A 16,406-nucleotide genomic window follows, 5' to 3' on the forward strand; every position below is an offset into this window, starting at 1 on the left:
CTTTCACCACACTACCCTTTTTATTTCAGATTACTTGGCTGATACGCTTTCTAAATAAATCCGGTCATCATGCGGAGGCACAAATCCTTCAACGCGTTTATTAACAGCCCAAAGGTCGATAGATTGGTATAAAGGAACATCTGGTGAAAGCTCGTATAAACGCTCTGTTAATTGTTTAAATATTTTTTTACGTTCATCTTGATCAACTGTACTGCGTTCAGCAGCCAAAAGCTCCTCCACTTTTGAGTCAGAGAAATCTGGATTCCAAAGTTCACCTTTGTGGTATAACAAATAAGCAGTGTTATCGAAGTCCAAAGTCCATCCACCCCAGCCCTGACGGACCATGTGTCCAGCTTTTCCTTTTGGCTGAAGCTCAGAGATTAATGTCGAGCCTTCTACCGTTTGGATTTTCGCTTTTAGTCCAACTTGTTCTAAGAAAGATGCAATGGTTTGTGCGATTTCTTTAAACGTTGCATCCTCACCAGGAATATAGAGTTCAACCTCTGTACCGTTTGCCACTCCAGCTTCCTTCAATAATTTCTTTGCTTTTTCCGGATCATATGGATAAGGTTTTAAATCCTCGTTATTTCCAAAAGAAAGTGTACTTTGGAAGGTACTGATCGGTTTGCCATAACCGTTTAAAATTTCGTCGATCATAGCCTCTTTATCAATGGCATAATTGATAGCCTGGCGGACTTTCACGTCATCCACCGGTGCTTTTTGGGTATTAAATCTTAATGAATAAACAGTTGGTGTATCCACTTTTTTAAGGTTTAGGAAACCTTTTGACTTCACGGTATCCGCCTGGCTTACTTCCACTTTCTTCATTATATCGATAGCACCTGTCTGCAGTTCAGCTAAACGGGTGGACGATTCCGGAATAACACGGAATGTTACGGTATCTAACTTAGGAATGCCTGATTGCCAGTATTCCTTGTTCTTTTCAAGAACGATTTTGCTATCCTTCTTATAAGATGTCATTTTAAACGGTCCTGTCCCTACCGGATGTTCATTGAAATAGGCATCGCCTTTTTCCTTATAATATTTCGGAGGGATGATAACTGCCCCATAGCCCGCAAGTTTTGTTATGAGAACTGGGTCTACTGATTTTAAAACCATTTTTACAGTCGATTCATCTACAACCTCTACATGGTCAATAGCTGCATAGTTCGCTTGCTGTGGACCTTTTTTCCCTTCTGGTCCTAATAAACGGTCAAAGGTGAATTTAACAGCCTCAGCAGTGAATGGCTCGCCGTTGTGGAATTTAACACCTTTTCGAAGTTTGAACACTAATGTTTTATCATCTGTGTATTCCCAGGACTCAGCCAGCCCCGGTCCAATTTTCAAGTCATTATCACGTTTAACCAGCCCTTCAAAAACAGAAGTCGCAACCGTACTCCAGTCCAGCAGGAAGGTGTCGATTGGATCCCAGTTTTTCGGATCTCCCCCTACACCAATCGTCAGCTCATTTGCTTTTCCCTTAGCTGGGTTCTTTTCGCTTCCTGTCTGTTTTTTTCCATTTTCTGTCCCTGTTGTTTCTTTGTCTTTAGAACAGCCTGCGAGTGACAGAGTTATTGCTAAAACGAGAGCTAAAAACACCATTACAAAACGTTTCATCATAAACCCCCTATTAATATTAATTTATATTCAAAAAGAATGTAGATTCTTTAAGAAACTTAACTAAAAGTATTAAACGAAATTATTCAGAATAGAGATGACAAGCTACGAATCTACCATCCCCGGTTTCTTTAAACTCCGGTCTTACTGTTTTACAAATATCCATACATGCTGCACAGCGCGGATGGAAAGCGCATCCTTTGGGAGGATTTGAAGGGCTTGGTACATCGCCCTGAAGAACGATTCTCTCCTTTTTTTTCTTTGGGTCCGGGATGGGCACTGCTGATAGCAGCGCTTGGGTATAAGGATGAAGCGGTTTTTCGTAGAGATCCTTTTTTGGGGCAAGCTCCACCATTCTTCCTAAATACATCACACCGATCCGGTCACATAGATGTTTCACAACACTTAAGTCATGTGCTATAAACAGGTATGTCAGACCAAATTGCTGCTGTAATTCCCTCATTAAGTTCAAAACCTGGGACTGTACAGAAACATCCAGTGCAGATACCGGTTCATCAGCAATGATAAGCTTTGGTTCAAGCGAGAGGGCTCTCGCAATTCCGATCCGCTGCTTTTGTCCTCCGCTGAATTCATGAGGATATCGATGCACGAAGGATGCGCGCAGGCCAACCCTTTTCATCAGTTCTTCTACCTTTTTCTTTCTTGTTCCGGAATCATACATTCCATAATTTTTCATCGGCTCTTCGAGGATTTGTCCCACTTTCATCTTGGGATCCAGGGAAGCAAATGGGTCTTGAAAAACCATTTGGAAATCTTTCCTGATCAGACGAAGATCCCGTTTAGACAACTTAGAAATATCTTTTCCCTCAAACAAAACCTTTCCTTCTGTAGGCTCAATAAGACGGATGATTGATCGGCCTGTTGTTGATTTCCCGCAGCCGGATTCGCCTACAATGCCAACCGTCTCCCCTTTATATACTTTGAAAGAAACATCATCAACTGCTTTAACTTCCTTTAAGACTTTGTTACCCAAGACTCCTCCTTTAATTGGGAAGTACTTTTTGAGGCCATCTACTTCTAGTAACACTTCTCTTTCTTCCATCAGATTTCTCCATTCTTTTAGGATTGATAGAGCCAGCAGCGACATTTTGAATTAGCTGTGGCAAGTAAAGCGGGTTCAAATTCTAGACACTTAGAAAATACATTTGGGCACCGGTCGGCAAATCTGCATCCCTTTGGCATCTGATCCGCGCTTGGCACTGTACCTTGAATGGATGGAAGGAATTCTACCTCCTCGTCCATATTTGGTATAGAAGCGAGCAATCCCTTGGTGTATGGATGTTTCGGGTTTTCAAACAGTTCCTCTACATCCGCTTCCTCCACTACCTGGCCGGCATACATTACTACAACACGGTTACATACCTCCGCAACAACCCCTAAATCATGGGTAATCATGATAATAGACATGTCTCTTTTTTTCTGTAAATCCTTCATGAGCTCCAATATTTGAGCTTGAATGGTCACATCTAAAGCTGTGGTAGGCTCATCTGCAATCAACACCTGAGGGTTGCAGGACATAGCCATTGCAATCATTACACGCTGCCGCATCCCGCCTGACAGCTGATGGGGATATTCATCAACAACCTCTTCGGCCCGGGGAATTCCTACCAGTTCTAGTAACGACACAGCCTGTCTTTTAGCTTCGGCTTTCGAAATTTTCGTATGGGAACAAATCATTTCAATAATTTGATAACCAATTGTATAAACTGGATTCAAGGATGTCATTGGTTCCTGAAATATCATCGATACTTCTTTTCCACGGACTTTCCGCATTTCTTTTTTCGAGAGTTTCACTAGTTCCTTATCATTTAAGCGTATCGATCCCTTGCTGATTTTTGCATTTGCAGGGAGCAGGCCGATGACAGATAAAGACGTAATACTTTTTCCACAGCCAGACTCTCCGACAATTCCTATAGTTTCACCTTTATTAACCATAAAATGAATATCAGATACCAGGGTGATCATTTTATTTTCAGTTTTGACGGATACCTCCAAGTCTTTTACTTCAAGTACTGGATTCATTGAATTCTCCTACCCCCTGTATTTTATCTCTATCTCCTTAGATCCATCCTATTGTGATTACTAACAGCCATTTGTTCTATCCGGACATTCAAGTCCATTCCATCCCATCTTAAAAGATATTTCTTTTGCTCCTCGAATCGCCCCATCTATAACTCTATTTAAATGAGTCTCTTTGAGAAAACGGGCTTCCGGACCTACGATACTCAAACCTGCAATTAACTCTCCGCGATAATTAAAAATAGGTGCAGCTACCGCGGATGAATAATCCTCCAGTTCCGAATGGCTAACGGTATATCCTCTCTTGCGGTCGCTATCAACCAAATCAAGAATCTTCTGCAGATCTGTAATTGTATTAACTCCATAACGAGTAAATTTTGTCTTTGCCAGATACTCATTTCGTTCTTCCTCTGAAAGAAAAGTTAATATAATACGAGGACAAGCTCCGGCATAGAGTGGTGCCCTGCGTCCAATCTGTGTGTATACACGGACTCTCTCAGTTGTATCTACTTTTTCTATATAGAGAGCTTCATCCCCATCCTTAATGACAAGATTTACCGCCTCACCCAATTCCTTCTTCAGCTCTTCCATGATTGGGTAAGCTAGCTTCCGGATGTCAAGCCTTTCTCCTACTAAATGGCCAAATTCTAAAAATAATAAGCCTAAAGAGTAGGCTCCCGCAGAGTTCTTTTGCAAAAATCCCATTTCATTCAGCGAACAAACCATACGATGTGCCGATGACTTTGGAATGCCTGAATGACAAACTATATCCTGAAGGGTAAGCAAGTCATATGTTTTAAACAGATTTAGTATTTCCATAGATTTTACGACCGTTTTGTTTTGATTTTGCACGTTTAATACTCCCTTGTCCCATTTTTTGGAACAATAATTCCTAAATTCGGTATTTATTATGGCTAATTATACCTGCTTGGATTTAAAAAAATCAATTGATTTTTTTAAAAATTTTAAATATTTATTTATTTATATTTTTTCACCTTTTTGCATGATTATTCTTCAATGAGTTGTTGATACAAGGAACGATCAGTACAAAAACCCTTTATTGAGAGAGAGGTATTTAGAAGCGCAAAAAGCCAGCAGATTATCTGCTGGCTCCGACTGTAGACAAACTTGAGGCGGGTTTGCCTGCAGTCTTTTAATCTGTTTTTATAACTGGTCTGTTGATTTCCGTTCCGAGGTTTCGCTTTAACGGGGCGGGAGATGAGCCTCCCAGCGCTGTGGTTCCTAATATTTATTGTTCAAATTCCACTCTTAAAGTGTTGATTCATCAAATGGATAGCAAGACCTGCATTTATTGATGTCAGAGCCGCCATAGGTAAAAACCGTTTGATTTAATGCGGCTTTAACCTTCTCCTCGTTCGTTACATCCATCTATGGACCGGGCACACAGTCAGCACCATATTGATTCCCCGCCGAGGAATTGGCCCCCCATTACACTTGTTCATTTTCTTCCCGTAAAAGCTAAATGCGGCAGGGAACAATACTCCTGCTTTGATCACAGCCTAAAACAATAGGATGCAAACTTATTTAGATTTAAAATCTTCATCTATATAGCGAAAAGGTAAGTTAGATTTGCCTAATTAGGAAAGGGAGTTAATCCTTCTCTCCTTTATCAATGTCAGATGTACTGCACGAATTTGTGATTTAAGTAATGCCGGCGGGGAATTTTGATTAACTGTAAAGAGGAAATGAAATAAACCCCGGGATGTACTAATTTACCCGACTGTTTTAAAAACAATTAAAGAATCCGATTCAGAAGAAGGCTTGATTTAAAGAATGATGCTAGCGATACTTCACCTATTTTTACTACAGCGGCAGGAAAGCCATATCACTATAAATACCTATCAGAATATGTAACAAGAAAAGTAAACTCAATTGACCTGTAGTTTATAAAACTTCAAATCACCTATCACACCCCATTACTTCCGACACGCTTTGGCGACTATAAGTGAAGATCGTGGAGTGAGTCTTCAGAGCATAAAAGAAACATGGGGGGCATATTGATATACAAACAAACATGATTTACCTCAAAAAAAATGAGTCACGCAAAAATAATGCTGCTCATGCATGGAAGGATTCTGATTTACCTTAGGAACATTTAAATTCCTCAAAACAATGTTTTAACAAATCTTTATATAATAGAAAAATATATGAATTTTATTCAAAAGCCACCTTTAATAAAGGGGCTTTTTTTTCCTGCTCTTTCCCACATTCCATTTTCGCTCTTGCTTGCATCTCAGGTTGGCTATGTGAAGGCATAGATAAATTGGAGGAGTAGTATCATAATCCATATTTTACCACGTAATCTCTACACCGCCCCTGGAAGCTTTCACTCTTCCTTTGGATTGCACACTTCTAACATGCTGCCATAGTACACCGGAAGATTTCTCTTCTTTCACATTCCCTCAACTGACTTGACATCAACTGTGTAATGATTTTACTACTTTAATTGCCAAAGCTTTATAGGCACCAGGGGAAAGAAAAAAATGAACTTTTCGGATCGTTTTATCGTACCAACACGCTTCTTTCTGTAAATTGTTGTCTTGCATACACCTGTCATGTTCAGTGGAAATGAATAACCTTTGCTGCTATACATTGACTAACCGCTGACTCTATGTCTTCCCAGGCCCGGCCGTTCTTCCAATAAGTCTTTTTGCACGTTCTGCCTTTAGCCAGCTGAAAACCAAAACATGAACCATATATTCATGCAACAGGTCTGATTGTAGATAAAATCAGATTTAAGATTAATGTAGAAGCGTTCACCTATTAATGTTAAACATCTTCTGGCTGGTTATAATGGGCAGCGGTTCCCCGGGACCAAGTTACTTTGGAAACGTTTCATAAAAACGCCCCTGCTTAATAAAATATTTTTGGTGAATTTTCAAATACTAAATAATTTAAAATTCAGAAACCTTAAGCTATAATTAATAGAATTATATGTAGGGAGACCAAAGATGAAAAAAAATCCGTTCATTTTCTATCCTCTAGGAGACCAGGCAGTTGTCATTGAGCTTGGAAAAGATATCAACGAAGAATCACAACGAAAAGTCCAGCTCGTTACCTCGTTTCTGGATGGGAACATGGAACCCTGGATGGTCGAATACATACCCGCCTTCACTACGGTCACGGTGTTTTACGACCCGGTCGAGGTCATCACCCAGTTCAGGGGCCTGTCCAAATTCCCATATGATATTGTATGTACCCAGCTAAAGAGGTTATTGTCCCAAATGCCTGCGTCGGGAGAAATCCCTCAGCGGACAGTCGAAATTCCAGTGTGCTACGGAGGAGAAATGGGGCCGGATCTCCCGTTTGTGGCAGAGCACAATGGACTTACCCAGGAAGAAGTGATCCATATTCATTCCAGTGGCGAATATACAGTATTTATGATTGGCTTTGCTCCGGGTTTTCCTTATGTCGGAGGCATGTCGGATACAATTGCTACGCCGCGAAGGGATACTCCCCGATTAAAGATCCCTCCGAGAACCGTGGGAATTGCCGGCAAACAAACAGGAGTATACCCGATTGAAACTCCAGGCGGCTGGCAGTTAATCGGCCGAACACCGTTGGAACTGTTTCGTCCTGAGGAGGAGCCGCCCACCCTCCTAAGGGCCGGGGATAAGATTAAATTCAATCCGATTAGCATTGAAGAATACATAAGGCTTAGAGGAGATCTATTATGATTACCATATTAAAACCGGGTCTCCTTACAAGTGTTCAGGATATGGGCCGTTACGGCTACCAGAAGTATGGAGTGATTGCCAGCGGAGTAATGGACCAAATGGCTCACCGGATTGCGAATATCATGGTAGGCAACAGGGATAACGAACCTACTCTTGAAATAACCCTGCTTGGGCCAGTCATCCGATTCGAGAAGGATTGCCTGATTTCCATTTGCGGAGGGGACCTTTCGCCTACTATCAATAGCATTCCCGTAAGATCATGGCGGACTCTGTTTGTAAAAGGAGGCAGCGAGCTTCGATTTGGGCGGGCGGTTTCAGGAACCAGGGCGTATCTTGCCGCTGCTGGAGGAATTGCGGCCGAGGAGGTCATGGATAGTAAATCCACCTACTTAAGGGCAGGAATAGGAGGATATCAAGGCCGAGCTTTAAAACCAGGAGATGTGATTCCATTCGCCCCGCGCGGCCATCTTTCAACAGCGATGATGGAAGAACTGGAAGGACAAACCAGGGATCAGCCTTTTGCAGAAATGGATTGGTCGGTAACCTCGAATTTAATTCCGCTTCACCGCAAGGATCTGCCAATTCGTGTTATCAAAGGCAAGCAGTATGATCTCTTCGATAAGGAAAGCAAACGTAAAATTTTCAGTGAACAGTTTGAGGTTTTCCCTCAATCAGATCGAATGGGATACCGGCTTAAAGGACCTCTTTTACGTCTTGAAACTCCAGAGGAACTGATTTCCGAGGCCGTAAGTTTCGGCTCCATCCAGGTTCCTGCTGATGGAAATCCGATTGTCCTTCTTGCAGATCGGCAGACGACAGGCGGCTATCCAAAGATAGGACAGATTGCTTCCGTTGATTTACCCCTGATTGCCCAGGCAAAGCCAGGGGATTATATCACATTTAATGAAGTAACTCACGAAAAGGCCCAGCTTCTCTTCCTCGAAAGAGAGGAAAACCTAAAGCAGCTCAAAAATGGGATATTATTGAAATTTAGATAGGAGGTACAAGAAAATGCCAATTGTTGACATCAACTGTGACATAGGTGAAAGCTTTGGAGCATACACACTAGGAAGAGATGCGGAGATCCTGGATTATGTGACATCCGCCAACATCGCCTGCGGGTTTCATGCAGGAGACCCGGCAACAATGAGGAAGACTGTAAAGCTGGCCATTGAGAAAAACGTCGGAATCGGTGCTCATCCAGGCCTCCAGGACCTCGCAGGCTTTGGAAGAAGAGAAATGAATATTTCACCTCAGGAAGCCTATGACCTGGTGGTGTACCAAATCGGAGCGCTGAGTGCCTTTGTAAAAGCGGAAGGCGGTGATATCCAGCATGTTAAACCTCATGGTGCTCTGTTTAACATGGCTGCAAAAAATGCCGGACTTGCAGAGGCCATTGCCGAAGCGGTATACAAGGTCGATCCCGAGCTGGTCTTTTTTGGCCTTGCGGGAAGTGAACTGGTAAAAGCAGGCCATAAACTTGGCCTCCGGACTGCCAATGAAGTCTTTTCTGATCGTACCTATCAGGAGGATGGCTCTTTAACGTCGAGGCGTGAATCCAACGCTCTAATCAAGGACCACGAAACAGCCGTAAACCAGGTGATCCGTATGGTCAAGAAGGGCAAGGTGACTTCCCAGCAGGGTTCTGACATTTCAATAACGGCGGATACTGTCTGTATTCACGGTGATGGGGAAAGTGCCCTTGATTTTGCCAGGTATATCACCTCAGCGTTTAATAAAGCTGGTATCACTGTTGCCTCAATTGGCAGCTTTTTAAAATAAAGCCAGGCCAGTTCATAAGGCCAATAACATTCAGGGGGTTCATATGGAGAAAAAATCAACTTTCAGTATTCTAATGGGTGCCGCGTTCCTTATGGCGACCTCAGCAATTGGTCCGGGGTTCCTTACTCAGACAACCGTTTTTACGCAGTCCCTTCTTGCAAGTTTCGGATTTGTCATTTTAATTTCCATCATCATTGATATTGGAGCCCAGATGAATATCTGGAGGATTATCGCTATTTCAGGAAAACGCGCCCAGGACATTGCCAATGACGTTCTTCCGGGCCTCGGTATTTTCCTGGCTGCCCTTATCGTTGCTGGAGGGCTCGCATTTAACATTGGAAATATTGCCGGTGCCGGACTGGGTATCAATGTTCTGTTTGGATGGTCAACAGAAATGGGAGCGCTTCTAAGCGGAATTATCGCAATAGGAATTTTCGTGGTCCGCGAAGCCGGCAAAGCAATGGACAGGTTTGCCCAGCTTATGGGATTTGTTATGATCGCCCTTACACTTTATGTAATGTTTGCAGCCCAGCCTCCTGTGGGAGAAGCAGTCGTAAAGACCTTTGTCCCAGATAAAATTGACCTGTTAGCCATTGTCACCCTTGTCGGCGGAACCGTGGGAGGCTATATCACGTTTGCCGGCGGGCACCGCTTACTTGACGCAGGAATTAAAGGAAAAGAAGCTTTGCCGGAAGTGACCAAAAGCGCCGTCAGCGCCATTGGTATCGCTTCTATTATGAGAATTTTCCTTTTCCTCGCGGCTCTAGGAGTAGTGGTACAGGGTCTGGCGATTGATCCAGCCAATCCTCCTGCCTCAGTCTTTAAACTGGCTGCCGGAAATGTCGGATACAAAATATTCGGTGTCGTCATGTGGGCGGCTGCCGTTACCTCTGTTGTTGGTGCTGCCTATACGTCCGTTTCTTTCATCCAGACGTTAAGTAAGACGGTCGATAAGTATAATAAATGGACAATTGTCGCCTTTATTGCGATTTCTACCCTTGTTTTTGTAATAATAGGTAGACCTGTTAAAATTCTTATACTCGTCGGTTCTGTTAACGGCCTTATTTTACCTATCGCGTTAGGGGTCATGCTGGTCGCTGCCTACAAGACAAAAATCGTTGGCGACTATAAACACCCTCTCTGGATGACGATTTTTGGAATTGTAATCGTAATTGCAATGGCAATTATGGGAGGATATTCATTAATAAGCGGGATTCCTCAGTTATTTAAATAAAAAGTTAGTGAGGTGCTTTATTATGCATAGCACAATTGGAATATTGACTCCACAAGATGTACGAGAAAAAATCCGCGCAAATGAGTGGATTAAACCTACTTCAGGTTTGGCTCCCGGCTATATCCAAGCCAACCTGGCTGTAATTCCAAAGGATTTGGCGTTTGAATTCCTCCTGTTTTGCCAAAGGAATCCGAAGCCTTGTCCCATCATCGATGTCACCATGCCAGGCTCCGGGGTACCTGCCATTTCAGCTCCGGATGCTGATTTAAGGACAGACATTCCGAAATACCGGGTATACCGAAATGGCGTCTTCACCGAAGAACTAACAGACGTATCTGCCCTCTGGGATGATTCGATGGTTGGTTTTCTAATCGGCTGCAGCTTTACATTTGAAGAAGCCCTTTTAAAAAATGGAATCCCAATCCGCCATATAGAAGAAGGACGGAATGTTCCAATGTACAAGACGAATATTCCAACCGTAAAAGCGGGCAGATTTGAAGGCCCGACCGTTGTCAGCATGCGTCCTATGGCGGAAAAGGATGCCATTAGGGCCATTCAGGTCACAAGCCGCTTCCCTTCTGTGCACGGAGCCCCAATTCATATCGGCAATCCGGCTGCCATCGGCATTGAGGATATCCATTCTCCAGATTTTGGCGACAGCGTAACAATTAAGGATGGAGAGATTCCTGTTTTTTGGGCGTGCGGAGTTACTCCTCAGGCTGTTGCCATGCATGTGAAACCAGATATTATGATTACTCATGCACCAGGCCATATGTTTGTAACGGATCTCAAAAATGAACAGTTTAGTGTACTTTAACACCTATCATATTTATATTTATTAAAAGACTCGCCCAGCGAGTCTTTTTCTTTGCTGCTGCACTGTTTTTTTTTAGGCTATTCCATATCGACAACAAGATCAAATGCTCTTGGTTAAATTTACAGTAATACCAGGGGGAGGGGCTTCCTGCCCGGGTGATTATACCCGAGATAAAACCGACAGACGAACATATCAAGTCGTCTGCCATTTTAAATCAGACTTTCTCAATGTAACAGCCTGTCCAAAATGGATAATCAATTGCGGAAAGCCATATTTCCAGGACCCTTTTATACAAACCTGCCTTCTCTATCTGTTATTCCGCAATCTGCTCCAGGCCGGCAGGGGCTGTGACAATAATAGCTTACTATAATCATGGCTCTATTCTAATCGATTGTTGTTTTTTACATGATCAATGAGGAGATTGGATTTTAAACGTGGGTGATTGGAGTGTAAGGGGAAAGACTCCAGCTCCGGCTGCGAGACTTTCGGCCTTCGAGTCATTAAATCCAAGAAAGCACCGGCGGCATTTCTGCTCCGGTGCTTCTTTATATTATTTATACTGAATCATTGTGTATTTCTTTTTGCCCCTGCGGATGACCGTGAACTGGCCGTCAATTTTGTCATTTTCAGACAGGATATGCCCCTGGTCTGTCACTTTATCACCATTGATGCTGACAGCTCCGTTTTGAATATCCTCCCTTGCCTGCCTTTTAGAGGGAGAGATGCCAGCCTGAACAAGAAGGTCGACTAATGGCGTCTCCGTTCCGCCTTCCTGTATATAGGCAGGAACATCCTTAAATCCTTGCTTAATTTCAGCTGCTGACAGGGTTTTGATATCTCCGCTGAATAGCGCAGCTGTAATCTTGACCGCCTGCTGCAGGGATTCTTCACCATGGATCAAGCGGGTCATTTCTTCTGCGAGTGTTTTCTGTGCACGGCGCAGATGCGGTTCCGCCTCGACTGCCCTGCTCAGCTCCTCAATTTCCTCGTGTGAAAGGAATGTAAAGTACTTCAGGTATTTCACAACATCGGCGTCCGCCGTATTGATCCAGAACTGGTAAAACTCATATGGAGACGTCTTCTCAGGATCCAGCCATACTGCGCCGCTCTCTGTCTTGCCGAATTTGGTACCATCCGCTTTGGTCACAAGCGGGATCGTGAGACCAAATGCCTTTGCGCCAACTTCCTGTTTTTTGCGGATCAGTTCAAGGCCCGTCGTAATATTTCCCCATTGATCGCTTCCGCCAATCTGAAGCTTGCAGTTATAATTCCCGTATAAATGATTGAAGTCAATCGCCTGGAGAATGGTATATGTGAACTCTGTGAATGAAATGCCCGTTTCCAGCCTTGAGGATATGGTATCTTTGGCCAGCATATAGTTGATGCCGATATGTTTCCCGAAGTCCCGAAGGAAGGTGACCATGTCGATGGCGCTGATCCAGTCATAGTTATTGACCATGACTGCACCATTTTCCCCTTCAAATTCAAAAATCCTGTGCAGCTGGCCCTTAATGCTGTCCGCATTCCCTTTTACCGCTTCAATTGTCAATAGGTTGCGTTCCTCGCTCTTTCCGCTTGGATCCCCGATGAGCCCTGTTGCTCCGCCCACCAAAGCAAGCGGACGGTGTCCATGCTGCTGAAAGCGGCGGAGAGTCAAGAATGGCAGCAGATGCCCAATATGCATTGAATCGGCAGTAGGATCGATTCCGCAGTAAAGGGATATTTTTTCGTTGTCAAGAAGGCCTGCCAGTCCCTCTTCATCTGTCTGCTGATAAATAATTCCCCGCCATTTTAAATCCTGTATTAAATCCATGCTTATTCCTCCTGAATTAATTTTTTCCAAATAAAAAACGCCCCTTCAAATAATTGAAGGGACGAATTGAATCGCGGTACCACCCAACTTGAGGGCAAAAACCTGCCCTCCGCTTGAAGCGTTAACGAACGCTGGATCGTCTGCCCTTACTCATACCAGAACATTTTAGGGGCGGAAGCTCAAGGAGGTAATTCGCTTTTCTATGTGTACCGGTTTTCAGCGGCCACCGGCTCTCTTGGACAGGGATAGAAAAACTACTGAATCCTATCAGTGCTTTTTTCATATGAAAGTAATAATGATTTTTTACCACATATGTCAGTATCTTGTCAAATAAAACAGGGATGCTTAATAAATTGGCGAATCATACAATATCAAATCGTTATTTGTGCTATAATGTATCTGATTTTAGGGGGGATTTACACTATGGACAATAATCCTTTTAAAGACATTTTGAACAAAACCCGTTCTTTCCTTGAGGAGGAAAAGACGAAAAGACGATTCAGCATTACATATCAAGTCATATGGAACTTATTTTTGATATTTTTAATCGCAGCCGTGATTGGTGCTTCCTTTGCTGGGGGTGTAGGGGCAGGTTATTTTGCCTCACTGGTCAAGGATGAAAAGGTCCGCTCAGAACAGGACCTGAAAAGACAGGTGTATAACTTCAATGAAACATCTGAGATTTATTTCGCTGGCAATGTGTATATGGGTAAGATGAGGTCTGATTTAGAGCGTGAGACAGTAACCATCGATCAAATCCCCGAACATTTATCCAACGCGTTAATTGCCACAGAAGACGAATACTTCTACAAACATGATGGAGTAGTCCCAAAGGCGATCCTTAGGGCCATCTTCCAGGACATGACAAATTCCTCAACCCGTTCTGGAGGAAGTACTCTGACACAGCAGATCATTAAAAATCAAATCCTTACAAACGAAGTTTCCTTTGACCGTAAGGCAAAGGAAATACTCCTCGCACTGCGGCTGGAAAAGTTCTTTGATAAAAAGGAAATCCTCACCGCTTATTTGAATCTTTCTACCTTTGGCCGGAATTCAAATGGCAGGAATGTAGCAGGAGTCCAATCTGCGGCAAAGGGCGTCTTCGGCAAAGAAGTCAGCAAACTTAACCTGCCTCAGGCAGCCTTTCTGGCTGGACTGCCGCAGAGCCCTTTTGGCTACACGCCCTATACTCAGAACGGGACACTGAAGGAAGATCTAGATCCAGGGCTGCAGCGGATGCGCACAGTGCTCAGCCGGATGTTCCGCGAAGGCTTCATTACAAAGGCGGAGTATGACAGCGCTATTAAATACGATATTGTAAAAGACTTTATCGGAAGAACACCGCAGCCCCAGGAAAAATACCCCTGGCTGACTTATGAGGTTGAAAAGCGGTCCATCGTTATTCTTGCTGAGTTTCTTGCGGGCCAGGATAATATAAAACCTCAAGACTATAAGAAAAGCAAGAAGCTTCAGGAGCAATATGAGACACTCGCTGACAGGAACATTCGAACATCCGGCTATAAGATTCACACTACCATTGATAAAAAGATCCTGGACAATATGGAAAAAACAAAGCGGAATTACCCGAACTATGGTCCGGATAAGCTGAAGACGCCTAAGTCGTCATCCACTGAGCCTGTGCAGGTGGGTGCGATGCTCATTGAAAACCAATCGGGCAAAATATTGAGCTTCATCGGCGGCCGGGACTACAAACGTGGCCAGACCAATCATGCCACAAGCTCCCTTAGACCAAACGGTTCCACCATGAAGCCGCTGCTCGTGTATGCCCCCGCTATTGAACTTGGAGTCCTTTCGCCTGGAAGTCTCGTAGCGGACCTTCCTATCAAGGTTCCAACAGGGGGAGGTTCTTATGAGCCCCACAATTATGGTGAAAAATTCCATGGCATCACGACCGCACGGACAGCCCTGCTGAACTCCTATAATGTACCGGCAGTCAAGTTTTATATGGATATACAAAACCGGGATCCTGTAAGCTATCTGGAGAAAATGGGAATGAGCTCCTTAACAGAAGACGACCATCATAACATTTCGATGGCCCTTGGCGCGCTTCAGCGCGGTGTGACCGTCGAAGAAAATGTGAATGCTTATGCGACATTTGCAAACGGCGGCCAATTTGAAGATGCTTATATGATTGATAAGATAGAATCAGCAGACGGCAAGGTTATCTATCAGCATAAAAATAAAAAAGTAAAAGTTTTCAGCCCGCAGACGGCATACCTGACCATCGACATGATGAGGGACGTCATCAGGCGGGGCACAGCAGCCGGCGTGAATTCCAGGCTGAAATTCAGCTCAGACTGGGCGGGGAAAACGGGTACCGGACAGGATTACCACGATGCCTGGTTTGTCGCTTCAAACCCCAAGGTAACGTTCGGAACCTGGATGGGCTATGACAATCCTAAGCCTCTTGAGAAAGTCTGGGGCGGTCTCACTTACTCCCAGCGCAATCTTTATTTATGGGCAGATCTCCTGAATGCCGCTTTTGATGTAAATCCTAAGCAGGTTGCTACAGATAAGCGGTTTGAAATGCCGGGCGGAATTGTATCCCGCTCTTCCTGTGAAGTTACCGGGCTTCCGGCAAGTGTGTGCAGCCAGCTCAAAATAAATGGCGGAGGAGGCTCCGACCTTGCCAGTGCACAATTTGCAGCGTCCAGGATCGACGGCAAATTCGATTCGAGAAGATTTGTCACCATTGGCGGCCGCAGCTACATCGCCCTGCCTGTCACTCCTGAAGAATTTACTGAAAAAGGCATCATGCTAAGCTCGGAGGTTCTGCAGAAAATTGGCAGCAAATACTTAGTTAACCCTGGCGGTGTCCTAGGTGGCAGAAGCGGTGAGAGTGGAGCGGGAAGCTTCTCGGGCCAAGCCCTTCCTGAAAACGGGAAATCCCCATCAGCAGTGAATGCGTCTATTAAGAATGGATACCTGGTCTGGAGCGCAAGCCCTGACTCTGATGTCATCGGTTACCGGATTTATGAAAACGGCTCAAAAGTCGGCATCGTCAAGGCCGGAAGCTCACTTAGCTTCAAGGCAGGGAATGGCCGGTATACTGTTCGCGCTGTGGATATTGCAGGGAAGGAATCTCCTTCATCCAACGGGGTGAATGCAGGAAAACCTGCGGATGACAGTAAAAAGCCTGAAAAGCCAAAAGAAGAAAAGCCTGCCCAGGAAGAACCTGGACAGAAAAAACCCGAACCCAAAAAACCTGATGATAAACCCGATAATAAACCTGAAGCAGCGGCGCCAGTTAAGCCGGCAGCTGCCTCAGAAAAAGATAATGATTAAAGGAAGCACAAAAAAGCACGCTCTTTGAGAGCGTGTTTTTTTTGGCTAATGGCATGTGATAACGGATATCTTCTTTTGATAAACACTTCCCATCAGCTA

General features: G+C 44.1%; 11 protein-coding genes and 1 other annotated feature. Of the genes, 6 read left to right on the forward strand and 5 right to left on the reverse strand.

All coding sequences use genetic code 11. The features are described from left to right. Positions 1–30 precede the first annotated feature (30 nt). The 4 genes from V1501_RS16585 to V1501_RS16600 form a co-directional block, all read right to left on the reverse strand. Positions 31–1,620 (reverse strand): ABC transporter substrate-binding protein, encoded by a 1,590-nt coding sequence (locus V1501_RS16585; protein ID WP_409289831.1) that lies wholly within the window; start codon positions 1,618–1,620, stop codon positions 31–33. Positions 1,621–1,699: 79 nt separating this feature from the next. Beyond that, positions 1,700–2,680 carry an ABC transporter ATP-binding protein gene (locus V1501_RS16590; RefSeq protein WP_409289833.1) on the reverse strand — a complete coding sequence of 327 codons (981 nt, stop codon included), beginning with the start codon at positions 2,678–2,680 and terminating at the stop codon, positions 1,700–1,702. Between the two features lie 17 nt (positions 2,681–2,697). Continuing rightward, positions 2,698–3,660 carry an ABC transporter ATP-binding protein gene (locus V1501_RS16595; RefSeq protein WP_409289835.1) on the reverse strand — a complete coding sequence of 321 codons (963 nt, stop codon included), beginning with the start codon at positions 3,658–3,660 and terminating at the stop codon, positions 2,698–2,700. A 60-nt stretch (positions 3,661–3,720) separates the two neighbouring features. Beyond that, the gene (locus V1501_RS16600) at positions 3,721–4,509 is read right to left on the reverse strand and encodes an IclR family transcriptional regulator (protein ID WP_409289836.1); all 789 of its coding nucleotides are present in this window, start codon (positions 4,507–4,509) and stop codon (positions 3,721–3,723) included. A gap of 2,120 nt (positions 4,510–6,629) precedes the next feature. Here V1501_RS16600 and pxpB point away from each other — a divergent pair. Genes pxpB through V1501_RS16625 form a run of 5 tightly spaced genes read left to right on the forward strand, consistent with a single transcriptional unit; the run spans position 6,630 to position 11,188 of the window. Beyond that, complete coding sequence (gene pxpB / locus V1501_RS16605) at positions 6,630–7,355, forward strand: 5-oxoprolinase subunit PxpB (protein WP_409289838.1); 726 nt, start codon at positions 6,630–6,632, stop codon at positions 7,353–7,355. Then, the gene (locus V1501_RS16610; RefSeq protein WP_409289839.1) at positions 7,352–8,353 is read left to right on the forward strand and encodes a biotin-dependent carboxyltransferase family protein; all 1,002 of its coding nucleotides are present in this window, start codon (positions 7,352–7,354) and stop codon (positions 8,351–8,353) included. Before pxpB ends, V1501_RS16610 begins: the two co-directional genes overlap by 4 nt. Before the next feature lie 13 nt (positions 8,354–8,366). Then, positions 8,367–9,137, forward strand: coding sequence for a LamB/YcsF family protein (locus tag V1501_RS16615; RefSeq protein WP_409289841.1), 771 nt, complete (start codon positions 8,367–8,369; stop codon positions 9,135–9,137). 43 nt (positions 9,138–9,180) lie between these two features. After that, positions 9,181–10,371, forward strand: a complete 1,191-nt coding sequence (locus V1501_RS16620; protein ID WP_409289843.1) for an NRAMP family divalent metal transporter — start codon at positions 9,181–9,183, stop codon at positions 10,369–10,371. Between the two features lie 22 nt (positions 10,372–10,393). After that, positions 10,394–11,188 (forward strand): putative hydro-lyase, encoded by a 795-nt coding sequence (locus V1501_RS16625; protein WP_409289844.1) that lies wholly within the window; start codon positions 10,394–10,396, stop codon positions 11,186–11,188. Between the two features lie 550 nt (positions 11,189–11,738). On the opposite strand, the gene tyrS is transcribed toward V1501_RS16625, so the two are convergent. Beyond that, positions 11,739–13,001, reverse strand: coding sequence for a tyrosine--tRNA ligase (gene tyrS, locus V1501_RS16630; protein WP_409289845.1), 1,263 nt, complete (start codon positions 12,999–13,001; stop codon positions 11,739–11,741). Between the two features lie 54 nt (positions 13,002–13,055). Further along, positions 13,056–13,281, reverse strand: a binding site (T-box leader). Positions 13,282–13,424: 143 nt separating this feature from the next. On the opposite strand from tyrS, the gene V1501_RS16635 reads away from it, so the two are divergent. After that, positions 13,425–16,307, forward strand: a complete 2,883-nt coding sequence (locus tag V1501_RS16635) for a transglycosylase domain-containing protein (protein ID WP_409289847.1) — start codon at positions 13,425–13,427, stop codon at positions 16,305–16,307. Positions 16,308–16,406 lie beyond the last annotated feature (99 nt).

Source organism: Paraperibacillus esterisolvens (assembly GCF_046237625.1).
GTDB classification, from domain to species: Bacteria; Bacillota; Bacilli; order Bacillales; family DSM-1321; genus Paraperibacillus; species Paraperibacillus esterisolvens.